A 25,543-nucleotide genomic window follows, 5' to 3' on the forward strand; every position below is an offset into this window, starting at 1 on the left:
GAATTAGGCATACGCACCTCCTGCTAACTTACCTGGCACAGCAGAAATTGAGCCTGCACCCATTGTGATCACAACATCACCATCACGAGCCATACTTAAAACCAAACCTGGCAAGTCGTTTACATCTTTTACAAATTGGGTAGCGTTGACATCCAATAAACGATTTGCGTCTTTCGCTTTTCCTAGGGCTTTAATTAAGCTTTCGCCATCAGCACCAGGAATACGTGCCTCACCAGCTGGATAAACCTCAGTGAGTGCTAAAGCATCAACACCCTGAAGTACTTTGACAAAATCACCAAAGCAATCTCTTGTTCTTGTAAAACGATGTGGCTGGAATGCCAACAACAAACGACGTCCTGGGAAAGCACCTCTGGTTGCAGCCAAAGTTGCTGCCATTTCAACTGGATGATGACCATAATCATCAATCACTGTGCAAGTACCACCTTGGGGTAGAGTCACTTCACCATATTTCTGGAAGCGACGACCAACTCCACGGAATTCTTTCAGTGCTTTAATGATTGCATCGTCAGATACGCCCAACTCTGTGGCTATCGCTATCGCTGCCAATGCATTACGCACATTATGTAAACCAGGCAAGTTCAATGTTACTTTTAATGCGCCTGGTTTTTCGCCATGACGACGCACAGTGTGGCGTAAGGCCACAAAATGCATTTGAGAGCCATCTGCTTGAACTTCAATAGCTCTAACATCAGCATCTTCAGATAACCCATAACAAAGCATTGGCTGAGACACAAACGGTAGAATATCTCTAACATTTTGATCATCAACACAAAGCACTGCCACACCATAGAATGGCATCCGCTGAGTGAACTGTACAAAGGCCTGCTTTAATTTAGACATATCATGCTGATATGTGTCCATATGATCAGCATCGATATTGGTAATAACTTCGATGACAGGCAATAAATTTAAGAATGAAGCATCAGACTCATCTGCTTCAGCAACAATAAAATCACCTGTGCCCAGACGTGCATTTGCACCAGCAGAATTTAATTTGCCGCCAATCACAAATGTAGGGTCTAGACCACCCTCCGCTAACACAGACGCTAGCAAACTTGTGGTGGTAGTTTTGCCATGAGTACCCGCTATAGCAATACCCTGCTTTAAGCGCATTAACTCACCGAGCATCACAGCTCTTGGCACAATTGGAATACGTGCAGCACGTGCTGCTAATACTTCTGGGTTATCCCCTGTGACAGCTGTTGAAATAACCACAGCTTCTGCACTAGTGACATTTTTAGCATCATGCCCAATATGAATTTCTGCACCACATTCGCGCAAACGCTTAGTCGTTGAACTCTCTGCAATATCAGACCCGCTGACCTTATAGCCAAGATTCAATAGCACCTCAGCAATACCGCTCATGCCAGCACCGCCGATGCCAACAAAATGAATTTGGTGAAGAATATGTTTCATTAGCGGACAACTTCCTTGGTTAACTGTTTGCATACCTCAGCAACATCTTCTGTAGCGCGAGGTTTTGCTTGACGAAGAGCTGCTTCTGCCATTTTTTGCAAATCTGAACGAGTCACAGTTTGTAAATAGCCAGCTAGCGCATCAGCAGTCATATGTGATTGCGGCATCAACACTGCAGCTCCAACATCAGATAAAAACTTTGCATTTGCTGTTTGGTGATCATCAACAGCAAAAGGAAACGGCACTAGATATGAGGCAACACCCACGGCTGATAATTCAGCAACAGTCATCGCACCAGCTCTACAAATCACTAAGTCAGCTTCAGCATATGCCGACACCATGTCATCAATAAATGGTTGCACACTTGCCTGAACATTTAAATCAGAATACTTTTGACGTAATGCTTCAACATGCTTTTCGCCAGCTTGGTGAATCACCACAGGTCTAGATTCAGTTGGAATTTTTGCTAGTGCTTGTGGCACAACATCATTTAGCGCTGCGGCGCCCAAACTCCCCCCCACCACAAGAATATTTAAGCGTCCACTTCTTGAACCATATCTATTAGCAGGCGTAGCAATTTCATCCATACCTGCACGCAGTGGATTACCAACCCATGTTGCACCTGGCAGCGCCTTCGGAAAAGCGCACAAAGTTTTATCTGCTACTTTAGCTAGTACCTTATTTGCCAGACCTGCAATTGAGTTTTGCTCATGCAAAACCAATGGCTTACCCAGCAATGCACTCATCATGCCCCCCGGGAAAGTCACATAACCACCCATACCTAAAACAACATCTGGTTGTACACGACGTAGTACCTGAACACTTTGCCAAAATGCACGTAGCAAATTGAATGGCAATAAAGCAATCGTTTTAAGCCCTTTGCCTCTTAACCCGCCAAACTGTATGCCTTCAAACTTGAATCCTTTTGGTGGTACTAAGCGATATTCCATGCCTTGTGGATTACCTAACCAAGACACATTCCAACCTTGCTCACGCAAATATTCAGCAACAGCTAGACCAGGGAAAATATGCCCCCCTGTGCCGCCAGCCATTACCAATAAAGTTGGAGTGCGCGCAATGGTCATAACTTGCCACCTCGCATCAAGATTCTGTTTTCGTAATCAATTTTTAGAAGAATGGCGATTGCAACAGCATTCATCATCAACCCAGATCCACCAAAACTAACAAATGGCAATGTCAAACCTTTTGTTGGCAATAAGCCCAAGTTAACGCCCATATTGATAAATGCTTGCCAGCCAATCCAAATCGCTATGCCTTTTGCAACCAAGCCAGCAAAGCTTCGATCTAGCTGCAATGCAGTTCTACCAATTAAGAAAGCTCTTCTGACAATCCAGTAGAAAATCGCAATAACAACAGTAACGCCCACAAAACCTAATTCTTCACCAATCACAGCCAAAATAAAGTCTGTGTGGGCCTCAGGAAGATAGTGAAGCTTTTCTACGCTGCCACCCAAACCAACACCAAACCACTCACCTCGACCAAATGCCATGAGTGAGTGCGTCAGTTGATATGCCTTACCTGCAGCAAATGATTCGTTCCAAGGATCTAGATACGCAAAGATTCGATCTCTTCGGAATGGAGAGAAAATGATGATGGTTGCAAAACTACCAATCGCTAAACCAATCAAAGCGCTGAATAACTTACCACTAATACCACCCAAGAACAGAAGGCCCATGGCAATCACAGCAATCACCATAAAGGCGCCCATGTCTGGCTGTAATAACAATAAGACACCCACTGCAATCACAGCTGCCCCCATAGGAGCTAAGCCTTTTAATAAGTGATGCAAATAATCTTGTCTTTGTACCGTGTACCAGGCCGTAAACAACACCACAGATAACTTCATCAGTTCTGATGGTTGGAAATTAGTGATGCCCAATGGAATCCAACGGCGCGCACCATTAACACCTTTACCAACACCAGGAATCAGAACAAATATAAGGAGTACAAAAGCCAGCGCAAACATGGCAGGAGCTAAACGATCCCAGACCTTCAGCGGAACCTTAAAGGCAAAGATGCCAATACAAAATGCCATGGCAATTGACAAGGCATGACGGACTAAAAAGTGACTGCTGCTGTATTTTGCATATTTAGGACCATCCGGCAAAGCGATAGATGCCGAATAAACCATCACTAAACCAAGTGTTACTAGCAATAAAACAGCCCACAACAACGGTTGATCGTATTCCATCATGCGTGAGCGAGTTGGACGCACAACCGTGGTTGCATCACGAAGACCCAAACGAAAATCTTCAAAACTTTCTTTGATGCCACCTTTTACACCACTGATACTACTTAAACTAAATCGTTTGAACATTTGAATCATGCGCTCACCTGTCCATTTAAAGTTGCCAATTCATTAATTGCGTCAATAAAAACTTGTGCGCGATGCGCGTAGTCTTTAAACATGTCAAAGCTTGCGCAAGCCGGCGATAACAAAATTAAGTCGCCAGATACTGCCAACTTATTAGCCTCCTGAACCGCCACCTCTAAAGTGCCGGCATCAATCAGGGGCACAGCTGTATTACTTAACACCTGCTTAATAAGTGGCGCATCTCTACCAATCAGAATTACTGCTTTCGCATGTCTAGCAATAGCATCAGATAGCGGTGAAAAATCTTGCCCCTTACCCTCACCACCAGCAATCAAAATAATTCTGGCGCGCTGACTTGCATCACCCAATCCATTAAGCGCTGCTAATGTGGCCCCCACATTAGTACCTTTACTGTCATCGATGTACTCAACACCATCAATAATTGATACGCTCTGGACTCGATGGGCTTCACCCTCGTACTCGCGCAAGCCATGCAACAAAGGACTCATTGGCAAGCCAATAGAACTTGCCATTGCTACTGCTGCCAAAGCATTGCTAGCGTTATGACGACCTTTGATACGCAAAGCATCCGCAGGCATTAAACGTTTTAAACGCAAAGGCTCATCATCAGCATCTGTTTTTTTACGACGACGTTTGGTTTTTAATTCAAGCGCTTCAAGGTCAGGCTCAGCCCAAACGAGCCAGTCAATACCACCTGCAGCCGTGTCATGCAAAATACCAAAAGCATCTTCTTCAAGCGGCGCCTCAACACCAAAAGTAACAATACGCTGAGACTTAAGATCTTTAGCCATGTCTGCAACAGCTTCATCATCACGATTTAATACAGCAACAGTGTTTTCGCCAAATATTCTTGCTTTAGCAGCAATGTATTGCTGCATATCACCGTGCCAGTCAAGATGATCTTGCGTGACATTTAATACAGTCGCAGCATCAGCATTCAGGCTATACGTATGCTCTAGTTGGAAGCTAGATAACTCCAAGGCCCAGATGCTAGGTAATACTTCAATATCTAATAACTTATCAAGCGCTGCAGGACTAATATTTCCAGCAACGGCAACACTCATGCCAGCACGCTCGCACAATAATCCCGTCAGAACAGTCGTTGTTGTTTTTCCGTTTGTGCCTGTAATTGCAATAATTTTTGCTGAGTAATTTTGCTCATCTTTTAATGCTTGTAAGGCTTGAGCAAAAAACTCAATCTCGCTCCAAACTGGTATTTCTTTCTCAGTAGCATTTACCAAGAATGATTGAACAGGCTCTTGTAAAGGTGACAAGCCTGGGCTAATAGCAATTAAATCAATTCCGCTCAGCAAATCTGATGACAAACCACCTAGATGAATATTCTTAACACCAAGGTCTTTGACTTGCTGTTGATATTTTTTAGCATTCTCAGATAGCTGATTCTCAGATCGAGTGTCAGCGACAGATACGATTGCACCCTGAGTGACACACCAACGAGCCATGGCAGCACCCGACTCTCCCAAGCCAAGCACCAAGATACTCAAATTCTGAGTACGCTCTTTGCCAAATGGATGTTGTAACTGAATCACTCTTATTTCCTATCGCAACTTCAAGCTAGACAAACCAATCAATACCAACAAAATTGTGATGATCCAAAATCGCACCACAACTTGAGTTTCTTTCCAGCCACTTAATTCAAAGTGATGATGCAAAGGTGCCATCTTGAAAATTCGACGACCTTCGCCATACATTTTTTTGGTGAACTTGAACCAAGCAACTTGCAACATGACCGATACAGTCTCGGCAACAAAAATTCCACCCATTACAAAAAGGACGATTTCTTGTCGAACAATCACAGCAACTGTTCCTAACGCGCCACCCAACGCCAATGCGCCCACATCCCCCATAAATACTTGAGCTGGATGAGTGTTAAACCACAAGAACGCCAAGCCAGCACCACTCATGGCACCGCAGAAAATCATTAACTCACCAGCGCCCGGAATGTATGGGAATAAAAGGTATTTCGTATAGATTGCATTACCCATGACATAAGCAAAGACACCCAGTGCTGCGCCTACCAAAATCACAGGCATGATTACCAGGCCATCCAAGCCATCTGTTAAGTTGACGGCGTTTGAGCTGCCAACAATCACTAAATATGTCAACACAATGAAGCCAAGTACACCCAACGGATAACTAACTTCTTTGAAGAAAGGCACATATAAATTTGACTTGGCTGGCAAGTTGATTGAGAAACCGCTTTGCACCCAATTTAAGAAAAGTTCTAGAACTTTTAAGTTATTAACTTCTGAAACTGAGAAAGCTAAATAAATAGCAGCAAATAATCCAATCAACGATTGCCAGAAATATTTTTCTCTAGAAAGCATGCCCTTAGGATCTCTATAGACAACCTTGCGGTAGTCATCAACCCAGCCAACGGCACCAAAACCTAAAGTAACAATCAAAACAATCCAAATAAAACGATTGGATAGATCAGCCCATAACAATGTTGAGATTGCAATGCCAATCAAAATTAAAACCCCACCCATCGTAGGCGTACCTGTTTTAACTAAATGAGTCTGTGGTCCATCTGTGCGGACTGCTTGACCAACTTTCATGGCAGTTAAGCGACGAATCACCCAAGGCCCAAAGAACAAACCAATCAAACCTGCAGTCAATGTAGCCATCACCGCTCTAAAGGTAATGTAATTAATGACACGTAAAAAACTTAAGTCATCTTGCAAGAGTTGGGCTAACCATAACAACATCAGTGAATCTCCTCAGCAAGAGCTTTAACCACTCTTTCCATGCACATAAAACGAGATCCTTTTACAAGAATCGTCGTCTCTTCATTGTTTCTTCTAGCAATTAGTGATTTTTTAAGCTCCGCGCATAGGTCTTGAACATCAGAGAAATGATGTGCAGTTCCTTTTACATTTGGCGTATTTGCATAAGCAGTCACCGCCTCTTTACTTAGCTCACCAGTAGCAAATAATTTTTGTATACCTTTTTCTCCAGCATAACTGCCAACTTCGCGATGAAATTCTGGACCTTGCTCTCCAACCTCACCCATATCACCCAATACCAACCAAGCAGGCATATTGATGGTTGACAACACATCAACTGCGGCACGAACAGAATCAGGATTGGCGTTGTAACTGTCATCAATGACTGTTGTGTGTGAATCAATTTGATGCTTTTGCATGCGGCCGTTCACTGGCTCAAACTTTTCCAATCCAGACTGAATAGTTGCCAAAGGAATACCCGCAGCAATTGCTACCGCGGTTGCCGCTACGGCATTACGTGCATTGTGCTCACCCAAAATCTGCAAGCGCACATTAATAGAGCCTTGAGGTGTATTAATTTTTAATTGATTGGCGCTTGAATCTAACCACTCACCATTAACAGTGGCTGGTGCATTAAATGCAAAATCAATCGCAGCTCTGCTACCTGCAACTTTTTTCCAATAATTGGTGTACTCAGAGTCAGCAGGAAATACTGCAGTGCCATTTCTTGGCAAAGCCTCAATAGCAAGACCGTGCTCCTTAGCAACCGCTTCAACAGTTGCCATGAATTCTTGATGCTCACGCTGAGCGTTATTTATTAATGCAATATTTGCTTGAGCGATATTTGATAAAAGTGCAGTTTCACCAGGGTGATTCATGCCCAACTCAATAACAGCCAATTGGTGTTGCAAATTTAAGCGTAGCAAAGTCAACGGCAAACCAATTTCGTTATTAAAGTTACCTTGCGTTGCCAAGGCTTTATTCTCGCCAACTGCAGCATTAAATATGCTCTGAATCATGCCCTTAACAGTAGTTTTTCCATTGCTACCCGTAACAACAACAGAATGCTTAAGTTGTTGCTGATCACAAGTCTTTTTCCAGCAGGTAGCAAGCTGCTGTAATGCTTGCTGGGTATCTTTCACCAAAATGCCTAATAAATCTTTGGGTAGTTTGTCCACAGAACTTACGATGCAAGCAACTGCGCCTTGACTCTTAACATCTTCTAAAAAGTCATGCGCATCAAATTTTTCACCACGAATAGCAATAAAAACATCGCCAACCGTTACTTGACGGCTATCACTAATAAATCGTTTGATCTCTTGTTCGCTAGCAACACCATTTATCCACTGCGCATTAGGCAAATACTCTTTAAGTTGGGAGAGAGTCATTAATTGGCTCATTTAGCCAAACCTCCCATTGCTAGTTGCAAATGCATCTGATCAGAAAAAGGATGTTTCTTCCCGGCAATCTCTTGAGTTTCCTCGTGACCTTTGCCCGCCACTAAAACAATGTCTTGCGCCTTAGCCTGACGAACAGTTTGCAAGATAGCTGTGGCGCGATCAGGATTAACCTGTGCACGAGCTGGATTTTCAAAACCACCCAAAATCTCTGCAATGATTTGCTCTGGGTTTTCGCTACGTGGGTTATCGCTTGTGATCATTACTTGATCTGCATACCGTTCTGCAATACGCCCCATCATTGGACGCTTACCCGCATCACGATCACCACCACAACCAAATACACACCATAACTGGCCCTTGCGCTCACGTGCCATCACTTGGAGTGTTTTAAGAACTTGCTCTAAAGCATCTGGCGTATGAGCAAAGTCAACAATTGCCATTGGAGTAGATGAAGATTGGCTTACCAATTCCATACGACCCTTTACCGGCTTTAACTGAGCAACAGTTTCTTTGGCTTGATCACACGACTTACCACCGGCAACCATGCAAGCAAAAACAGCTAAGGCATTGCTCACATTAAACGCACCAACAAAGTTTGTTTGCACTAAGCCTAAATCTTCGCCAGAGACATTCAGGTTAAAACTCATGCCTTGATTCATTAAATGAATATCGCTGGCCAACACTTTTTTGTAATTTTTATTAACAAAGCATGGCAAAGCTAATAAATTTTCCGCTTGTGTTCCATAAGCCCAAACCGTGATGTTTGTGTTTGCAACTCTATTTGCCAAGTCTTGTAGACACTCTCGTCCAAACGCATCATCTGCATTGATCACAATATGTTTGATGCCTGGCAAATTAATTATTTTTTTCTTCGCAGCAGCATATTCAGACATGGTGCCGTGGTAATCCAAATGATCTTGACTGAGATTTGTTATGACCACAGTGTCAAATTCAACACCATTAATGCGACCTTGATCCAATGCATGTGATGAAACTTCCATCGCCACGCTCGCAGCGCCCTGATCTTTAATGTTCTTTAATAAAGACTGTAAACGTGCAGCATCAGGCGTAGTAAATCCTGTGGGTTTGATTTCATTTAATAAACCAGCACCCAAGGTTCCCACAACGGCTGATGGTTGCTTTGAATCATGCAATGCGTTCGCAATCCACTGACTAACTGTTGTTTTGCCATTGGTTCCGGTGATACCAATCACCCTCATTTGACGGCTTGGGTTTTGATACCAATTAGCAGCAATGCTGCCAGCATTTTTTGCCAAATCTGCTATCGGTACGCAGCGAGGATCTTTGCAAATCTCTACTTGCTCTTTAGTTAAACCGCTTGGCTCATACAAGACTAAAGCAGCTCCCAAGTCCAGCGCTTGAGAAATATATATTCTGCTATCACTAATTTGATGCGCATTACCCACTGGGTAAGCCAACATCACATCACCCGCTTTTAACGTGCGTGTATCACTTGTGAATTGCGCCTGCGCACTCACATGCTGCGATAACAACATATCAAGTGGAAGTGAGTGAGTAGGCAACATAGCGTTCATCGACTAAACGAGACCTTTTGGCTTGCGCCTACTGACAAACCTTGTAAATCTTTATCAACCATTTGCTTTACTGCTGCATCAGGTAAAACATTCATACTTCTTAAGGTTCCAGCAACAATATTTGCAAATGCTGGTGCAGCTACTACACCACCGTAATATCCACCAGCACTTGGCTCATCAACCATCACCGCAACAACAATGCGCGGCGCACTCATTGGAGCCATACCAACAAAGAAACCTCGGTATTTGTTACCTGCGTAACCTTTGCCCTCAACCTTATGAGCAGTACCCGTCTTACCACCCACTCTGTAACCTAGAGTCTGGGCAGTTGTTGCTGTACCACCTGTTTGAGTTACCAACTCAAGCATTTCGCGCATCTGTATTGCGGTCTTAGGAGAAATAACTTGAGTTCCCTTAGGTGTTGCATTGGTTTTGTAAATGGTTGTTGGCACCAACTCACCATCGCGAGCAAAAATACTGTAGGCACGAGCCATTTGGAATAAAGATGCAGACAAACCATAGCCGTAAGACATAGTTGCTTGATCAATTGGCACCCAATTTTTGTATGGGCGCAAACGACCAGCTACCGCGCCCGGGAAACCAATTGTTGGCGCCTGGCCCAAACCGACTGCTTGGAACATTTCCCACATTTCTTGAGGCTGAAGTTGCATCGCGATTTTTGCTGTGCCAATGTTGCTTGATTTTTGAATCACTTCAGATACTGTCAACACACCATATGGGTGTGTATCAGTAATAGCTTTTTTACCAATCACAATTGATTTACCAATTGCCATCGATGTATTTGGTTGAACTATTCCTTTTTCCAAAGCCAAAGCAATTGAAAATGGCTTCATGGTTGAACCTGGCTCAAAGGTATCGGTAAGAACTCGATTTCTTAATTGCTCACCACTTAAATTAGTTCTGGAGTTTGGGTTGTATGTTGGCCAATTAGCTAATGCCAAAATTTCACCTGTCTGAACATCCAACACCACAGCACCCGCAGCTTTTGCACGGTGTTTTTCAGCAATTGCCTTTAATTCATTAAAAGCTAAGAACTGCACTTTGCTATCAATCGATAACTGTAAATCTGCACCATCTCTAGGTGGATGAATAATTCCCAAACCTTCTACATACCTACCTAGACGGTCTTGAATCACACGACGGCGCCCAGGTTGGCCAGCCAACTCTTTTTCTTTGGCTAACTCCATACCTTCTTGACCACGATCTTCAACATTCGTGAAGCCAACGATGTGAGCCATCGCCTCACCTTCAGGGTAAAGGCGCTTGTACTCATTGTTTTGCGCAATACCAGGTATACCCAACTCTTTGATTTGTTTTGCTACATCAAGATCAACCTGACGCTTCAAAAATATTTGAGTACGGTCTGACGATAATTTTTTCTTTAACTCGCCTTCTCCAATTTCAAGCAATCTAGCTAACTGAGTAAGTTTTTCTTTTGACAAATCTTCAGGAACAGCTTCTGGGAAGGCAATGATGGCTTTGGCAAGCAAGCTTGTTGCCAACACCTCGCCATTACGATCCAAGATTTTTCCTCGGCTAGCAGGCATCTCAATAGAACGTAGTGTCGCCTTATTACCTTTTTCTTCGTAAAAAGAATTACCAAAACCTTGAACCCAGATTGCTCTAACAACCAAAGCTGTAAAACCAACAAAGATTAAAAATAAAACTAATCTTGAACGCCACATAGGTAGGCGCAAAACTAAATTAGGCGTGGATGAAAATGAAATTTGTGCCATTAATCCACCACCACATATTGGGTGCGTCCAGGATTAATTAATTGCATATGCAATTGCTTGCGGGCAATATCGGTAATCCTAGCTGCTTTAGATAAATTACGTTGCTCATATTCAAGACGTAACCAATCTTGATTTAAGCGACGCTCTTCTGTTTGAGCGCGTTCCAAGGCAACATACAAAGATCTGGTCTTTTGTTGTGCAGCCACCAAAGACAATGCGCACAACATCAAAATAACCAACAAAATAATTGTGGAACGGTTCATGCCAAACCTCCCACAGTTTTATTTTTAATTTTGCGCATCACTCTCAAAATGGCAGAACGTGCGCGTGGATTTTCCTGAACTTCTTGTTCGCTAGGTTTAATACGGCCCAATAGTTCAGCAAATGGTTTTGGCATTTGGTTTTCAGTCAACGGCAAACCTCTTGGCACAGAAACCTGTGACAAGCCCTGCATGAATTGCTTAACAATTCGATCCTCTAAAGAATGAAAACTAATGACGGCTAATAAGCCGCCAGGTTTCAAGCAGTTAAATGCTGCGTTCAACCCACCCTCCAAGTCGGCAAGCTCTTGGTTGATATAAATCCGTATAGCCTGAAAGGTGCGCGTGGCCGGATCTTGGCCCGCCTCGCGGGTGCGGACGACACTAGCCACGAGCGACGCGAGTTCTCTTGTCCTAGTGAGTGACTCGCCTTGCTCTCTGCGAGTAACAATCGCCTTTGCAATCTGTACAGCAAACCGTTCTTCCCCATAGTCCTTAATGACCCTCGCTATTTCTTTTTGTTCTGCTGTTGCCAACCACTCCGCCGCACTCTGACCGCGAGTTGTATCCATCCTCATATCCAAAGGACCATCTTGGCGAAAGGAAAAGCCACGATCTGGATCGTCGATTTGCGGAGAGCTGATTCCTAAATCCATCAAGATGGCATCTGCTGTTTCGGCTGGTACGTGCTCGCCCATCGAGGCAAAGCTCTCGTGAATAATTTGAAAACGTGGATCTGTAATCGTGTTTGCCTCGGCGATCGCCTGCAAATCTTTGTCGAAGGCAATCAGCTTTGATGCTTGATTCAAATTCTTGAGTATTTCTCTGCTGTGACCACCACGCCCAAATGTGCCATCGATAATTATTTTTGATGTGGCACTTGATGAAGTCGAATCCCCCAATACCGAGGTGACTGCCTCGGCCAGTAATACTGGGCGATGGGTGTATGTCATGGTCGGCCAACATCAGAAGGTAAATTGCTTGAGTGCATCTGGCATGCCTTGTGCAATTGCAACTTGCTCTTTTTGAGCATAGGTTGAGGCATCCCATAATTCGAAGTGACTACCCATACCTAAAAGCATCACATCGCGTTCTATATTTGCAGCAGCGCGCAATTCTGGACTCACCAAGATGCGACCTGAACCATCCATGTCAACATCAGAGGCATTACCCAAAAATATACGGCGCCACCAATGTGCATCCATTGGCAGTTGTGCGATACGGCTTCTAAATGCTTCCCACTCAGATCTTGGGAATAGTAGCAAGCAACCATCGGGGTGTTTTGTGAGCGTAACTCTGCCCTCACCTTGCAATTGCAAGGCGTCACGATGCCTTGAAGGAATCGACATGCGACCCTTAGCATCGAGAGTTAATGCAGAAGCACCTTGAAACACGTATTTTTCCCCACTTTTTCACACTTTTCCCCACTGTAGAGGATGCGTAATTCATGGTCAAGTGTTTTAGGTACTTTTTTTGAAAATTCTTTAGCTAGAACAAGTACTTAGGAGCTCATGTTGATGATATTTTAAGGGTAAATTTCCAATAAAAACATAGGGGTGGAAAGTACTCTTAAGAAACTAGCTTAGGGTTATAGGCGATAAGCTGTACTTGTCATGACTTTTGCCATCATTTTCATGGCAGTTTTGACTGGATTTGGTAGATCAATACCACCTTCATCCCTGGCCATTTGACCATGAGCGATCTCATCTTCTCTCATTTGAGCCACAATTGCCATTGAACGGTAGTCATTTGTCGGCAACTCCGTCAAATGGCCATCTAAATGATTTTCAACCTGTTTTTCAGTCTCAGAAACGAAACCAAGACTAACTTTATCGCCCGCCAAACCAGCTACGCTGCCCAATACAAATGAGCCCGCGTACCACAATGGGTTAAGCAAGCTAGGTCTTGAATCTAACTCGCTCAAACGCTGCTCGCACCAAGCCAAATGGTCTTCTTCTTCAATAGCAGCATGCTCTAACTTATCTTTTAAATCAGAGCTTTTCGCATGTAGTTTTTGCGACTGATACAAAGCTTGAGCGCATACCTCACCCACATGATTAACACGCATCAATCCAGCCGCATGTTGTTTTTCTTGAGTAGTGAGATTTTCCGTAGGTGCTGATTGAGGAACAGGTCTACGCATTGGTGTAGCGCCCACAATCGAGCGCAAGGCGCGATCAAATTCAATAATGAATCCATCGAGCGGACTATGTTTTAGTTTGACATCAGAACCCATAGCAATATCTTATACGCTTATTGAATCATTTGAATTGATCAGTTGAGGTATTACGAAATTGGTTGCGCAAAATCAAACGGCGACCAATGATCGCCGTCTAAATAAGTTGCTTTTTAAGATTGTTCGACTAAACAAGAACCTCTGCTTTACAGGCAGTTTTTGTTTTCAAACCAAGCTCTGCCAACAATGCGCGATCAGCATCAGCTTCTGGGTTGTCTGTTGTTAATAATTTATCGCCGTAGAAAATGGAGTTGGCACCAGCCATGAAACACATGGCTTGCACAGCTCTACCCAACTCTTGACGCCCCGCGGATAAACGCACGCGAGCCGTAGGCATAGTGATGCGAGCAATCGCAATTGTGCGCACAAACTCTAGTGGATCAACACCTTTCTGCTCGGCCAATGGAGTACCTGCTACAGGCACTAGATGATTGATAGGCACTGACTCTGGATAAGGATTTAGATTTGCTAATTTAGCAATAAATGCTGCGCGCTGTTTGCGAGTCTCACCCATACCTATAATGCCGCCACAACACACAGACATACCGGCACTGCGTACGCTTTGTAATGTATCTAAGCGATCTTGATACTGACGTGTATTGATTACAGAGCCATAAAAATCTTCACTGGTATCTAGATTATGGTTGTAGTAATCCAAACCAGCATCACCCAATGCTTTGGCCTGCTCAGGAGCTAACATGCCCAAAGTTGCACAAGTTTCTAAACCAAGATCCTTAACTCCTTTGATCATGGCAACTACTTTTTCAATGTCACGATCTTTGGGTTCGCGCCAAGCCGCACCCATACAAAAACGATTAGAGCCAGCTTGTTTAGCAGCACGCGCCGCTTCTAAAACTTCTTCTACATCCATCATTTTGGTTGCTTTGACATCTGTTTGATAACGAGCCGCTTGAGGGCAGTAACCACAATCTTCAGGGCAACCACCTGTCTTAATTGATAACAAAGTAGCTAGCTCAATATCACCCTCTGGAAAATTTTCACGATGAACGGCAGCAGCGCGAGCCATCAACTCGTTCATAGGTAGTTCATAAAGTTCTAATACTTGTTCAACAGAAGTAGACATACGCTTTTTAGGGGAATTCTTAGTAATAATTGCTAATGATACAGGTCGAAGTGTTCAAATAGAGCCTATGCGTCATATCCTAACTTTCATTTCTTTACTATTCCTGACCACGGCAACCATGGCCGAGAAATCATGGCCCAACGCTCAAAGCGAACCTGTGCGTATCATCGTGACCTTCACGCCTGGCGGAGCCCCAGATATCCTTGCGCGCATTTTGGCCGAATACTGGCAAAAAGACTATAACAATCAAATAGTTGTTGAAAATAAACCAGGGGCTGGCGGCAATATTGGGACCGATTTAGTAGCCAAAGCAACTCCCAACGGACATAGCCTTTTAATTGGTACGGTTGGCACACTGACGATCAATCCCTATCTATACAAAAATCTTAACTATGATGCTCATAAAGATTTAGAGCCCATTACATTTCTTGCCAGCACGCCCAATGTATTGGTACTAAACAAACATGTACCAGCTCACGATGCAAAAAGTTTAATTGCGCTAGCCAAATCAAAACCTAATCAATTAAGTTTTTCATCTTCCGGCATTGGCACCTCAATCCATTTATCTGGCGAATTATTTCAACAACTCACTAAGACAAAAATAAAACACATCCCTTATAAGGGAAGAGCTCAAGCAATGCCAGATTTATTAGGTGGACGTGTGGATATGAGTTTTGATAATTTGGCATCCGCATTACCGCTCATTAAGTCTGGAGACTTAAAAGCAATTGGTATAACCAATCTTCAACGATCAAGCTATGCTCCAGACATCCCAACACTGAGCGAATCTGGTGTTCCAGCACTGAAGAACTTTCAAGTTACGTCATGGTTCTCATTGATGGGGCCAGCCGGTATGCGTCCTGAAGATGTACAAAAGATAGCAGCAGAAACCAAAAGAATTCTTAATCTTCCTGAAGTTAAAAAACGTTTATCTAGCATTGGTTTAGAAGCTAACCCTCAAGGTCCTGATGCACTGAATCGATTAATACAGTCTGACTCAAAAAGATGGTCGAAATTAATTGAAGAAACAGGTATAAAAGCTGAATGATTAAAAAAGCTTTCACCTCTAACCAATGGGTAGAACGCAGCTTAAAAGCTGTGTGGCATCCATGCACACAAATGAAACATCATGAACAGTTTCCTTTGGTAGCTCTCTCTCATGGGCAGGGTGTATGGCTTTACGGCCAAGATGGCAATCGCTACTTAGATGCTGTTAGCTCATGGTGGGTGAATTTATTCGGCCACGCCAATCCGACCATCAATGCAGCCCTTAAAGATCAACTAGACCAACTTGAGCATGCCATGCTGGCAGGCTTTACACATCCACCAGTGGTTGAATTATCGGAACGACTAAGTGCTCTCACGCAACATCAACTAGGGCATACCTTTTACGCATCCGATGGCGCATCAGCCATTGAGATTGCTTTAAAAATGAGTTTTCACTATTGGCGTAATCGTGGCTTTGAAAACAAAAAAGAATTTATTTGTTTAAAAAATAGTTATCACGGCGAAACCCTAGGTGCACTTGCAGTGACTGATGTAGCGATTTTTAAAGACGCCTATGGCCCACTCACCAAACAAGCACACATTGTTGCAAGCCCAGACTGTAGAAATGCTAAAAATGGTGAATCCGCGTCTGATGTTGCCAAACTTGCCTTGGCTGATCTGGAAAAAACTCTGCAACAACATCAAGGGAACATTGCAGCATTGATATTAGAGCCACTGGTTCAATGTGCCACTGGTATGGCGATGTACGATGCCAGCTATCTAACTGGTGCTCGTGAGCTGTGCGATCAATATCAAGTGCATCTTATCGCTGATGAAATCGCTGTTGGCTGTGGCAGAACTGGAACTTTTTTTGCCGTTGAGCAAGCCAATATTTGGCCAGACTTCCTAGCCTTATCAAAAGGTATCAGTGGTGGCTACCTACCACTTTCTTTGGTCATGACCACCGATGAGATTTATCAATCGTTTTATCACGATGACATCACAAAAGGGTTCTTACACTCACACTCCTACACAGGAAATCCATTGGCGTGTAGAGCAGCCCTTGCCACTCTTGATATTTTTGAGAATGAGCAAGTTCTGAAGAAAAATGAAGTATTGGCGCAAAAAATTTCTGCTGCTTTTGATTGGACTAGGCAAGATGCGCGCATTGAGCACGTTCGTCAAAAAGGCATGATTTTTGCGTTTGATATAAAAGCTTCAGCACTAAAAAATGGCTTTGCTAAAGCATTCTTCAAAGAAGCCTTGTCCCATGAAGTATTAGTTAGACCGATTGGCTCCACAATCTACATCATGCCACCTTACGTATTAAGTGATAGTGAACTAAGCCACTTATCCAAAGGCATTCAAACAACGCTTGAGCAAGTTTTAATAAATCATGCTTAATGTGGCAAACTGCCTAAAATAAAGACATGAGTAATCGCTATATTCAACACTACGAATCTCTTCTGAATGACTTAGAGAATCAATCACTACGTAGAAAACTGAAAGTTAGCGATAGCCCTAGCGCGCCAGTGATGAAAATCAATGGTCAGGACGTACTTACTTTTTGCAGCAATGATTATCTTGGCTTAGCCAATCATCCAGAAATTGCGTCTGCCATGATTGATGGCGTCAACATCTACGGCGGGGGCAGTGGCGCCTCACACATGATCAGTGGTCATTACACAGCTCATGATCAACTGGAACAAGCATTAGCAGCAACCCAAGCCAAACACATCCCTAACGTCAAAGGTTTATTTTTTAGCACTGGTTACATGGCTAATATGGCAGCCATCACAGGGATCTCTGCAGGTTTAGGTGAAAACCAAACGATGAGCATCTTTTCTGAAGAGCTCAACCACGCATCATTAATTGATGGTGTGCGTCTTGCTAGCAAACAAAATAATGCCAAAGTCTTTGTATACCCTCATCAAGATTTAGGTGCTCTTCAAAAATTACTCTCAGAAGATAAGAGCCGATTTAAATTAATTGTCACTGATGGCGTTTTCAGCATGGATGGCAATATCGCCCCCGTTGATCAACTGCTAGCACTGGCTGAAAAATATGATGCCTTGTTATTAATTGATGACGCTCACGGCTTTGGCGTTCTGGGCGATTCCGGTCACGGCATTTTGGACTCATTCAAGATTGATGCTGGGAATACTTCAGCCAATAGAGTCATCTACATTGGCACTCTGGGTAAGGCTGCTGGCCTCAGTGGCGCATTCATTGCTGCTCATAAGCATTTGACAGAATGGATTTTACAAAAAGGACGTGCTTACATCTATACAACTGCAAGCCCACCTGCAATTGCTCATGGCTTACTCAAGAGCCTTGAATTGATTCAGCAAGAACAATATCGAAACGCCCTGCATCAAAATATTGCCTATTGGCGAAAGCATCTAAAGTTACATAAATGGCAATTGGTTAAATCATCAACTGCCATTCAACCAATAGTAATTGGTCAAAATGAAGATGCCCTTCGTGTTGCAGAAGCGCTCTATAAAAAAAATATTTGGGTACCAGCCATCAGGCCGCCCACTGTACCTGCAGGTACAGCTCGCCTTCGCATCACACTATCGGCTTCGCACACCAGAGAACAAATTGATGAATTAATCAATGCAATTAGTGAGGTAGAGCATGCCTTCTAAATTTGGATTCTTTATCACTGGCACCGATACTGAAGTTGGCAAGACCTTGGTGTCAGGCGCATTGATTCTGAAACTACAAGAACAGCATTCTCTTGTAGGCGCATACAAACCAGTAGTGGCCGGCCTTCAAGAAATCAATGGGCAACTTCAAAACGAAGATTTGATGACTTTATCAATGGCATCAACTTATCTAAGTAATCTTAGTGATGCAAATCAACAAATATGCCCTTACCAATTGAGCACTCCTGCGGCACCACATCTTGTTGCTCAAGCACAAAAAATTCATCTAAGTTATGAGGTCATGCTAAGTGGTTACCAACAAATGGCAGAAAGAACAGATGCCATGGTTGTTGAGGGTGTTGGTGGCTTTAAGGTGCCATTTCATGATGGCAAGAATAGTGCCGATTTTGCTAAAGATATCGGGCTGCCAGTCATCTTGGTGGTTGGGATGAAATTAGGATGTATTAATCATGCACTGCTAACCGTTGAGGCAATTGAGCATAGAGGCTTGGTATTGGCTGGTTGGGTAGCTAACTGCAACAATGATATGCAACTACTTCATGAAAATATTGATACTTTAAAAACATTGATTCCAGCACCCTTACTAGGTGTGATTCCTAAACTGAATCAATCAGAAATCAAAACTCCCTACAGCAAAGAGGCTTTAACAAAAGCTGCCAGCTTTATTCAATTGCCTAGCGATTCCTCAATTCACGCCTGAGTGTTTTTCCAACTGTGTTTTTAGGTAGTTCGTTGATAAATTCAATGTACTTAGGTCGTTTGTAATTAGTTAACTGCTCTTTACAATGCGCTATAACTTGCTGCTCAGTTAGGTTGGCATCGCCCTTAACAATGTAGACCTTCACAACTTCACCAGAGTGTTCATCTGGCACACCCACTACAGCGCACTCAAAGACACCAGGCAGCATCGCCACCACTTCCTCAACCTCATTTGGATAAACATTAAATCCAGACACAATCACCACATCTTTTTTGCGGTCAATGATCTTTACATAACCGCTTGCATCCATCACGCCTATGTCTCCGGTTTTCAAGAAACCATCAACCGTCATGACTTTGTTAGTTTCATCTTGGCTACGCCAATAACCTGCCATTACTTGCGGACCACGAATACAAATTTCACCGGGCATATCTGTTGGCAGTTGTCGCCCTGCATCATCTCGAATCGATACATCAGTACCTGGCAATGGCAAACCAATGTGTCCAGTAAAGCCATCAATAAGAGGCGTGTTACAACAAGATACTGGCGAAGTTTCAGATAAGCCATAACCCTCAGCAATTGACTTACCAGTTAATGCCAACCAACGATCAGCCACCACGCGTTGCACCGCCACCCCGCCACCAATTGCTACCAATAAACTTGAGAAGTTAATTTTTTTAAATTGAGGGTGATTCATCAAAGCATTAAACAAGGTGTTGACCGCAGGGAAAATATGAAATGTCTTCAATCCAGCGAGTAACTTGATAAAGCCTGAAATATCCCTGGGGTTAGTCACCAAGATATTTAAACCACCTGCCCTGATACCAAACATACAGCAGGCCGTTAAAGCGAAGATGTGATACATCGGCAAGGCACAAACAAAAATTAGCTGGTCGATTGTTTTACCTCTTAAGCCTGGCTCGAGCCACAACTCAATTTGCATGATATTGGCCAAAATATTACGGTGTAGCAAAGTAGCCCCTTTAGATACTCCGGTAGTACCGCCTGTGTATTGCAAAAAGGCAATATCGTTATGACCAACTTGAGGTTTTATATATGAGTGGCGATCACCAATAGCCAAAGCATTTTTAAAACTGATGTAATTGGCTAAATTCCATTTAGGAACAAGCTTTTTAATTTTTCTAACAACCCAATTAATCAGAATTCCTTTGACCCCCATCAACTCACCCATACTAGTTACAAGTACATGTTGAATATCAACCTGATCTTGGACTTTTTCAAAAACGTGGGCAAAATTTTCTAAGATGACTAGCGCATCTGCGCCACTGTCCTTCAGTTGATGAAGAAGTTCTCTAGGTGTGTAAAGTGGGTTAACACTCACCACCACCATGCCAGCTCTGAGCGCACCAAGGATAGCTATAGGATATTGCAAAAGATTGGGCATCATGATCGCAACACGGTCGCCCTGATTTAACCCAGTAGATTGCAAATATGCTGCGAATTGCATAGATCGCACATTTAATTCTTGATAAGTGAGGGTTTTACCCATGCAAGTAAAAGCCACTCTGTTGGCATATAGGTCAAATGAATCTTCAAACATATGGTTTAAAGATTCATACTGAGAATAGTCAACCTGATGAGGTACGCCTTCAGGATAACTATCTAGCCATGGTTTATCTTGACTCATACAATTGGGCTAAGAAATTGAATTAAATAGGCACATACTCAATACTGCACTAAAGTAGAGGGATTACCAAATTGTCTGTCAATATCCTTGATAAGAGATATGATTTAGCATTAGGCATTAAAGATTGTTCTTATGAAACTTCTACCAGAAATTCTTGAGTCAGCCGCAACCATTAAGGCTATTAGGAGAGATATTCATGCTCATCCTGAGTTGTGCTTTCAAGAAAATCGTACGGCAGAAGTCATTGCCAAACAACTTGAAGCATGGGGCATTAAAACCCATCGTGGTCTCGGTAAAACTGGTGTTGTTGGCACAATTGAAGGATCTTTGGGTAAAGGCAAATCAATTGGCTTACGCGCCGACATGGATGCGCTTCCGCTTCAAGAACATAATCATTTTGAACACGCTTCAAAACATGAAGGAAAAATGCATGCATGTGGCCATGATGGTCATGTGGCGATGCTCCTAGGTGCTGCAGAATATTTATCAAAACATCGTGACTTCAAGGGAACTGTTCACCTAATTTTTCAACCTGCCGAAGAAGGTGGTGGTGGCGCGCGAGAAATGATTCGTGATGGACTGTTTGACTTATTTCCTTGTGATGCTATTTTTGGCATGCACAATTGGCCAGGACTAGCGGTTGGTGAGTTTGGTGTGACACCAGGTCCAATTATGGCCTCTAGTAATGAATTTGTAATTACCGTTAATGGTAAAGGTGGTCATGCTGCACTACCGCATACCAGCGCAGATCCTGTGTTTGCTGCTAGTCAAATGATTAGCGCACTACAAGGCATCATTACTCGTAACAAACGCCCAATCGATGCAGCTGTTTTATCTATTACTCAATTCCACGCAGGAGATGCTAGCAATATCATTCCAAACAGCGCTTGGATTGGTGGCACAGTCAGAACTTTCACCCACGAAGTGTTAGATCTAATTGAAATGCGTCTACATCAAGTAGCTGCAGCAGTTGCTCAAGCTTTTGATTGCTCTGCGGAAGTTGAGTTTTCAAGAAATTACCCTCCAACAATCAATCACAACAATGAAACTGAATTTGCTATTGAGGTGATGAAAGAACTCGTTGGCGAGCATAAGGTCAACCCAAGAATTGACCCAACCATGGGCGCAGAAGATTTTGCTTTTATGTTGCAAGAAAAACCTGGCTGCTATGTCTTTATTGGTAATGGAGACGGCGATCATCGCTCACAGGGTCATGGTTTAGGTCCATGCCAACTTCACAACCCTTGTTATGACTTTAATGATGAGTTGCTACCTCTTGGTAGTAGCTATTGGGTCAAACTGGTGCAACGTTACTTAGCGTAACCGTTATTTGCTCTTTGAAATATTTGGTGTTTTACTCAGTTCGATATCACCATAAATAGCATCGACTTGTGTCTTTGTGTTATCTGTATCCGTTAATAAACCTAAGCCAATCACCTTACCTGGCATTTCATTAAAAGCTGCGCGAAAATCTTTTGATAAATCGCGATGATGGCGCTGCCATTGGCCGAGTTCATCCTTGCCAGCATTAACCACAATCATTTTGATTCTTGAGCTTCTGGGACTTGTAATGATGGTTTCAATCGGGGTTTTAGCTGCCCAAACATACATCAAACTGGCATAAGGCATATCGTGACCGCTCACAATTTTTGCCATCTCAAAAATCATCTGATCTTTTACTGGTAATTTAGTTTTGTCACCATCAAACGCCACCAAAATTCTTAAAGGAGCGTCATCTACAGAAGAATCGTGATTATCTGCATTGGGTATGTAACTAAGAGCCTTCCACTCCCAATTAAGAAATAGCTGATCGGGTGACCTTGGCTTTAGAGGCAACACCAAACCCGATGCGGCCACGTTGGCGCTCGCATGCAAAACTGTTTTACCTTCATACTGCTTTAGCTTGTATTCGGTTTTATTTTTCTGAGGGGTAATTCTCCAAACCTGCCAGGCTTTGGGCAAATTACCCGCCTCGTTTAAATTCGAAAATTTATCTACCTTTTCGGCAGGTGGAACGTGAGTATCTCCGGACTCCATCGTGGCACAAGATGCCAATAGTGCCACACACACCAAACCAATAAATTGTCTAACCCTAAAGCGCATTAATTGTTGCCTAGATAACACTCAATAGGTTTATTGGTGCTTAAATTTAGCTGGTCTCTTTTCAACAAATGCTGCCATGCCTTCTTTTTGGTCTTCAGTAGCAAAGGTTGAATGGAAAAGACGTCTCTCAAAATGAATGCCTTCACTGAGTGATGATTCAAAAGACGCATTAATACTTTCTTTAACCATCATCACAATTGGCAAAGACATCTCGCCAATTATTTTTGCGGCAGCCATTGTTTCTTCAAGCAACTTATCAGCAGCCACAACCCTTGAAACCAAGCCAGCTCTCTCCGCTTCATTCGCATCCATCATACGAGCAGTTAAGCACATATCCATTGCTTTTGATTTAGACACAGCTCTTGGTAGACGCTGACTGCCACCAGCGCCAGGAATGATGCCAAGCTTGATTTCTGGCTGTCCAAACTTAGCGTTATCTGCCGCAATAATGAAGTCACACATCATCGCTAGCTCACAACCACCACCCAAAGCATAACCAGCCACAGCAGCAATCACTGGTTTACGAATTTTGCGAATTGTTTCCCAATTTTTAGTGATGTAGTCAGACTTATAAACATCAGTAAAGTTATATTTAGACATCATGCCAATGTCTGCCCCAGCAGCAAAAGCTTTTTCACTACCGGTAATAACGATGCAAGAAATATTGTTGTCTGCATCAAAAGATAACAAAGCTGCTCCCAACTCATCCATCAATTGATCATTGAGTGCATTAAGAGCCTTAGGCCGATTCAGAGTAATTACGCCCACACGGCCATCAGTTGAAGTCAAAATAGTTTCGTAACTCATCATTTGTCTTTCTTTGAACAATCAGAAATTGTAAAAATAGCAGGATTACTAAGATGCTAGCACCTTGTGTCACGAAGGTGTCAGCGAGGCATGAAAACCCACATTCTGCCTTGTTGCTTCATACGACCAGCGTACTCACCAGCCTGATCCCCAGTACCCCAATAAAAATCAGCTCGAACAGCACCCACTATGGCAGTTCCAGTGTCTTGAGCCATCATTAAACGCTGTAAAGGTTTTTGAGTCAGCGGATAAGTTGTTGCAATGTAAACAGGTGCGCCCAAGGGCAAAGCCTTGGTATCGATAGCAATACTGCGCTCAGAGGTTAATGGCACCCCTAAAGCTCCAATAGGTCCAATATTTGCATCCGGGCTTGCTGGCATCTCTCTAAAAAAAACATAGCGAGGGTTGGCGTTAAGCATCTCCTGTACACGGTTAGGATTCTTTTTAGCCCAAGCTTGTATACCCTGCATGGTTGCAGTAGCTCGAGTAATCTCACCACGATCTAGAAGCCACTGTGCAAAAGATTTAAAGGGTTGATCATTGGTGCCCGCAAAACCTAAACGAATAATCTTGCCATCCGTCATACGAATGCGCCCTGAACCTTGAACCTGCATAAAAGCGGCAGCCACAGCATCATCTACCCAAACAATTTCTTGACCGTTCAGTTGCCCACTTGAAAATAATTCAGCACGAGTCGGTAGCTCGCTAGGCTTACGTTTTTTCCATGCATCTGGATAACGGTGTAATGGCGTTTGATATGCACCACCCTTTTGCCTTGACCCATTTAAATAGGGTTCATAGTAACCAGTCACCAAGCCATGTGCACTTCCAGCAGAAGATCCTGTTTGATGGCGAATCTCCATGACCTTCATATTAGATTCAAAATAATCACGAATCGATTGATTGCTTGAACTATTCACTTTCTCTGCTGCTCTACACGCAGCACGCCAATCTAAACCACTTGGGTTGCGCTTCATAAGTCCCTGACAACTTCTTTTCCAGGCTGGCCAAGCAGCACTTAAATCATCGTCATACCAGCCAGGTAAATCACTCCAAGAAGCAACAGTTAACTTTGCAACGTTTGAGCTATAACTTGATGATCTGGCTTCAGATGCAGTGTTTTGAGCAGACTTATGTGTGTATGAGGGTTGACTGACACAAGACGATAAAACTAGGCTTAATAAACCATAAGCAAGGAAAGAATTAAACTTCGAAAAAGTACTATGCTTGCTGCATAAAACATGATTTCCAGAAAGGAATCCCCAATTGAGCGACTTATTCGATGAATTTCCCATGCTTTTATTTGCCTTAGAAGCGGGTGTTGCCTTAGTCATACTAGTAATTATTGTTGTTTGGACCATGATGGGCCGAAAAGACAAATAATACTTCCTGGCGCGCTCAACAGCAGATCAATCAATGCAGAGTCCTTGGCATGACCAAGGCAAATTCAGGAATCGGAGTCTGGAAAAACTGAGCGTCTTCACTGACGCAAAAGAAGTCACCCCTCATAGTACCCATAGGGGTTGGTAGAGTGGCCCAGCTGGTGTACTCGAATTGCTCTCCAGGGCGTAATAATGGTTGCTGCCCCACAACCCCTAAACCACGGACTTCTTGAACATCATTATCGCCATCAGTGATGATCCAATGACGCGCAATCAACTGGGCAGGCAGCTGCCCAATATTTTTAATGGTGATCGTATAAGCAAAGGCAAACTGGCGATTTTCGGCATCTGACTCATCCGGCAAATAAGCCACTTTGACCTGTACACTGAATTGATGTTGTTCCATGTGTG

At 43.3% G+C, this 25,543-nt stretch carries 23 protein-coding genes; 5 read left to right on the plus strand and 18 right to left on the minus strand.

Annotated elements, in window-relative coordinates:
- Window positions 1–3: 3 nt before the first annotated feature.
- From murC to bioB, 13 genes are all read right to left on the minus strand, one after another.
- Window positions 4–1,437 carry a UDP-N-acetylmuramate--L-alanine ligase gene (murC, locus tag CFR83_RS03580; RefSeq protein ID WP_088812597.1) on the minus strand — a complete coding sequence of 478 codons (1,434 nt, stop codon included), beginning with the start codon at window positions 1,435–1,437 and terminating at the stop codon, window positions 4–6.
- On the minus strand, window positions 1,437–2,522 hold the full coding sequence (gene murG / locus CFR83_RS03585; RefSeq protein ID WP_088812598.1) for an undecaprenyldiphospho-muramoylpentapeptide beta-N-acetylglucosaminyltransferase: 1,086 nt from the start codon (window positions 2,520–2,522) through the stop codon (window positions 1,437–1,439). The genes murC and murG overlap by 1 nt, the downstream gene beginning before the upstream one ends.
- Window positions 2,519–3,784 carry a putative lipid II flippase FtsW gene (ftsW, locus tag CFR83_RS03590; RefSeq protein WP_088812599.1) on the minus strand — a complete coding sequence of 422 codons (1,266 nt, stop codon included), beginning with the start codon at window positions 3,782–3,784 and terminating at the stop codon, window positions 2,519–2,521. Before ftsW ends, murG begins: the two co-directional genes overlap by 4 nt.
- On the minus strand, window positions 3,781–5,343 hold the full coding sequence (murD, locus tag CFR83_RS03595) for a UDP-N-acetylmuramoyl-L-alanine--D-glutamate ligase (protein WP_279304972.1): 1,563 nt from the start codon (window positions 5,341–5,343) through the stop codon (window positions 3,781–3,783). The genes ftsW and murD overlap by 4 nt, the downstream gene beginning before the upstream one ends.
- 9 nt (window positions 5,344–5,352) lie before the next feature.
- On the minus strand, window positions 5,353–6,522 hold the full coding sequence (gene mraY, locus CFR83_RS03600) for a phospho-N-acetylmuramoyl-pentapeptide-transferase (protein ID WP_088812601.1): 1,170 nt from the start codon (window positions 6,520–6,522) through the stop codon (window positions 5,353–5,355).
- Window positions 6,522–7,940, minus strand: coding sequence for a UDP-N-acetylmuramoyl-tripeptide--D-alanyl-D-alanine ligase (locus CFR83_RS03605; RefSeq protein ID WP_088812602.1), 1,419 nt, complete (start codon window positions 7,938–7,940; stop codon window positions 6,522–6,524). The genes mraY and CFR83_RS03605 overlap by 1 nt, the downstream gene beginning before the upstream one ends.
- On the minus strand, window positions 7,937–9,496 hold the full coding sequence (locus tag CFR83_RS03610; RefSeq protein ID WP_088812603.1) for a UDP-N-acetylmuramoyl-L-alanyl-D-glutamate--2,6-diaminopimelate ligase: 1,560 nt from the start codon (window positions 9,494–9,496) through the stop codon (window positions 7,937–7,939). Before CFR83_RS03610 ends, CFR83_RS03605 begins: the two co-directional genes overlap by 4 nt.
- Window positions 9,493–11,253, minus strand: a complete 1,761-nt coding sequence (locus tag CFR83_RS03615) for a peptidoglycan D,D-transpeptidase FtsI family protein (protein WP_088812604.1) — start codon at window positions 11,251–11,253, stop codon at window positions 9,493–9,495. Before CFR83_RS03615 ends, CFR83_RS03610 begins: the two co-directional genes overlap by 4 nt.
- Entirely contained in the window at window positions 11,253–11,516 is a 264-nt protein-coding gene (ftsL, locus tag CFR83_RS03620) for a cell division protein FtsL (protein ID WP_088812605.1), read from the minus strand. Before ftsL ends, CFR83_RS03615 begins: the two co-directional genes overlap by 1 nt.
- Window positions 11,513–12,466 carry a 16S rRNA (cytosine(1402)-N(4))-methyltransferase RsmH gene (gene rsmH / locus CFR83_RS03625; RefSeq protein ID WP_088812606.1) on the minus strand — a complete coding sequence of 318 codons (954 nt, stop codon included), beginning with the start codon at window positions 12,464–12,466 and terminating at the stop codon, window positions 11,513–11,515. The genes ftsL and rsmH overlap by 4 nt, the downstream gene beginning before the upstream one ends.
- Before the next feature lie 12 nt (window positions 12,467–12,478).
- Window positions 12,479–12,907, minus strand: a complete 429-nt coding sequence (gene mraZ / locus CFR83_RS03630) for a division/cell wall cluster transcriptional repressor MraZ (RefSeq protein ID WP_088812607.1) — start codon at window positions 12,905–12,907, stop codon at window positions 12,479–12,481.
- A gap of 194 nt (window positions 12,908–13,101) precedes the next feature.
- Entirely contained in the window at window positions 13,102–13,749 is a 648-nt protein-coding gene (coq7, locus tag CFR83_RS03635; protein ID WP_088812608.1) for a 2-polyprenyl-3-methyl-6-methoxy-1,4-benzoquinone monooxygenase, read from the minus strand.
- Window positions 13,750–13,876: 127 nt separating this feature from the next.
- A complete protein-coding gene (gene bioB / locus CFR83_RS03640; protein ID WP_088812609.1) occupies window positions 13,877–14,833 on the minus strand; it encodes a biotin synthase BioB in 957 nt (318 codons plus the stop codon).
- 67 nt (window positions 14,834–14,900) lie between these two features.
- Here bioB and CFR83_RS03645 point away from each other — a divergent pair, with 67 nt between their 5' ends.
- Genes CFR83_RS03645 through bioD form a run of 4 tightly spaced genes read left to right on the plus strand, consistent with a single transcriptional unit; the run spans window position 14,901 to window position 19,192 of the window.
- The gene (locus CFR83_RS03645) at window positions 14,901–15,881 is read left to right on the plus strand and encodes a Bug family tripartite tricarboxylate transporter substrate binding protein (protein ID WP_088812610.1); all 981 of its coding nucleotides are present in this window, start codon (window positions 14,901–14,903) and stop codon (window positions 15,879–15,881) included.
- Entirely contained in the window at window positions 15,878–17,224 is a 1,347-nt protein-coding gene (gene bioA / locus CFR83_RS03650; protein WP_088812611.1) for an adenosylmethionine--8-amino-7-oxononanoate transaminase, read from the plus strand. Before CFR83_RS03645 ends, bioA begins: the two co-directional genes overlap by 4 nt.
- Before the next feature lie 26 nt (window positions 17,225–17,250).
- Window positions 17,251–18,471 carry an aminotransferase class I/II-fold pyridoxal phosphate-dependent enzyme gene (locus CFR83_RS03655; protein ID WP_088812612.1) on the plus strand — a complete coding sequence of 407 codons (1,221 nt, stop codon included), beginning with the start codon at window positions 17,251–17,253 and terminating at the stop codon, window positions 18,469–18,471.
- Entirely contained in the window at window positions 18,461–19,192 is a 732-nt protein-coding gene (gene bioD / locus CFR83_RS03660; protein WP_088812613.1) for a dethiobiotin synthase, read from the plus strand. The genes CFR83_RS03655 and bioD overlap by 11 nt, the downstream gene beginning before the upstream one ends.
- Here bioD and CFR83_RS03665 read toward each other — a convergent pair.
- Window positions 19,167–20,840 (minus strand): long-chain-fatty-acid--CoA ligase, encoded by a 1,674-nt coding sequence (locus CFR83_RS03665; RefSeq protein ID WP_088812614.1) that lies wholly within the window; start codon window positions 20,838–20,840, stop codon window positions 19,167–19,169. The genes bioD and CFR83_RS03665 overlap by 26 nt on opposite strands.
- A gap of 132 nt (window positions 20,841–20,972) precedes the next feature.
- Here CFR83_RS03665 and CFR83_RS03670 point away from each other — a divergent pair, with 132 nt between their 5' ends.
- The gene (locus tag CFR83_RS03670; RefSeq protein WP_088812615.1) at window positions 20,973–22,163 is read left to right on the plus strand and encodes a M20 aminoacylase family protein; all 1,191 of its coding nucleotides are present in this window, start codon (window positions 20,973–20,975) and stop codon (window positions 22,161–22,163) included.
- Window positions 22,164–22,166: 3 nt separating this feature from the next.
- On the opposite strand, the gene CFR83_RS03675 is transcribed toward CFR83_RS03670, so the two are convergent.
- The 4 genes from CFR83_RS03675 to apaG form a co-directional block, all read right to left on the minus strand.
- On the minus strand, window positions 22,167–22,943 hold the full coding sequence (locus CFR83_RS03675) for a DUF3047 domain-containing protein (RefSeq protein WP_088812616.1): 777 nt from the start codon (window positions 22,941–22,943) through the stop codon (window positions 22,167–22,169).
- 30 nt (window positions 22,944–22,973) lie between these two features.
- Window positions 22,974–23,750, minus strand: a complete 777-nt coding sequence (locus CFR83_RS03680) for an enoyl-CoA hydratase (RefSeq protein WP_165765058.1) — start codon at window positions 23,748–23,750, stop codon at window positions 22,974–22,976.
- A gap of 80 nt (window positions 23,751–23,830) precedes the next feature.
- Complete coding sequence (mltA, locus tag CFR83_RS03685; protein WP_088812618.1) at window positions 23,831–25,045, minus strand: murein transglycosylase A; 1,215 nt, start codon at window positions 25,043–25,045, stop codon at window positions 23,831–23,833.
- A gap of 118 nt (window positions 25,046–25,163) precedes the next feature.
- On the minus strand, window positions 25,164–25,538 hold the full coding sequence (apaG, locus tag CFR83_RS03690; protein ID WP_088812619.1) for a Co2+/Mg2+ efflux protein ApaG: 375 nt from the start codon (window positions 25,536–25,538) through the stop codon (window positions 25,164–25,166).
- Window positions 25,539–25,543: the final 5 nt, after the last annotated feature.

It is taken from the genome of Polynucleobacter victoriensis (assembly GCF_900187875.1).
GTDB lineage: Bacteria > Pseudomonadota > Gammaproteobacteria > Burkholderiales > Burkholderiaceae > Polynucleobacter > Polynucleobacter victoriensis.

Bases quoted from the DNA above. Each gene is read 5' to 3' on its own strand.
- murC (WP_088812597.1), bottom strand. From the start codon at position 1,437: ATGAAACATATTCTTCACCAAATTCATTTTGTTGGCATCGGCGGTGCT.
- murG (WP_088812598.1), bottom strand. From the start codon at position 2,522: ATGACCATTGCGCGCACTCCAACTTTATTGGTAATGGCTGGCGGCACA.
- ftsW (WP_088812599.1), bottom strand. From the start codon at position 3,784: ATGATTCAAATGTTCAAACGATTTAGTTTAAGTAGTATCAGTGGTGTA.
- mraY (WP_088812601.1), bottom strand. From the start codon at position 6,522: ATGTTGTTATGGTTAGCCCAACTCTTGCAAGATGACTTAAGTTTTTTA.
- CFR83_RS03605 (WP_088812602.1), bottom strand. From the start codon at position 7,940: ATGAGCCAATTAATGACTCTCTCCCAACTTAAAGAGTATTTGCCTAAT.
- CFR83_RS03610 (WP_088812603.1), bottom strand. From the start codon at position 9,496: ATGAACGCTATGTTGCCTACTCACTCACTTCCACTTGATATGTTGTTA.
- CFR83_RS03615 (WP_088812604.1), bottom strand. From the start codon at position 11,253: ATGGCACAAATTTCATTTTCATCCACGCCTAATTTAGTTTTGCGCCTA.
- ftsL (WP_088812605.1), bottom strand. From the start codon at position 11,516: ATGAACCGTTCCACAATTATTTTGTTGGTTATTTTGATGTTGTGCGCA.
- rsmH (WP_088812606.1), bottom strand. From the start codon at position 12,466: ATGACATACACCCATCGCCCAGTATTACTGGCCGAGGCAGTCACCTCG.
- coq7 (WP_088812608.1), bottom strand. From the start codon at position 13,749: ATGGGTTCTGATGTCAAACTAAAACATAGTCCGCTCGATGGATTCATT.
- bioB (WP_088812609.1), bottom strand. From the start codon at position 14,833: ATGTCTACTTCTGTTGAACAAGTATTAGAACTTTATGAACTACCTATG.
- CFR83_RS03645 (WP_088812610.1), top strand. From the start codon at position 14,901: ATGCGTCATATCCTAACTTTCATTTCTTTACTATTCCTGACCACGGCA.
- bioA (WP_088812611.1), top strand. From the start codon at position 15,878: ATGATTAAAAAAGCTTTCACCTCTAACCAATGGGTAGAACGCAGCTTA.
- CFR83_RS03655 (WP_088812612.1), top strand. From the start codon at position 17,251: ATGAGTAATCGCTATATTCAACACTACGAATCTCTTCTGAATGACTTA.
- bioD (WP_088812613.1), top strand. From the start codon at position 18,461: ATGCCTTCTAAATTTGGATTCTTTATCACTGGCACCGATACTGAAGTT.
- CFR83_RS03665 (WP_088812614.1), bottom strand. From the start codon at position 20,840: ATGAGTCAAGATAAACCATGGCTAGATAGTTATCCTGAAGGCGTACCT.
- CFR83_RS03670 (WP_088812615.1), top strand. From the start codon at position 20,973: ATGAAACTTCTACCAGAAATTCTTGAGTCAGCCGCAACCATTAAGGCT.
- CFR83_RS03675 (WP_088812616.1), bottom strand. From the start codon at position 22,943: ATGCGCTTTAGGGTTAGACAATTTATTGGTTTGGTGTGTGTGGCACTA.
- CFR83_RS03680 (WP_165765058.1), bottom strand. From the start codon at position 23,750: ATGAGTTACGAAACTATTTTGACTTCAACTGATGGCCGTGTGGGCGTA.
- mltA (WP_088812618.1), bottom strand. From the start codon at position 25,045: ATGGGAAATTCATCGAATAAGTCGCTCAATTGGGGATTCCTTTCTGGA.
- apaG (WP_088812619.1), bottom strand. From the start codon at position 25,538: ATGGAACAACATCAATTCAGTGTACAGGTCAAAGTGGCTTATTTGCCG.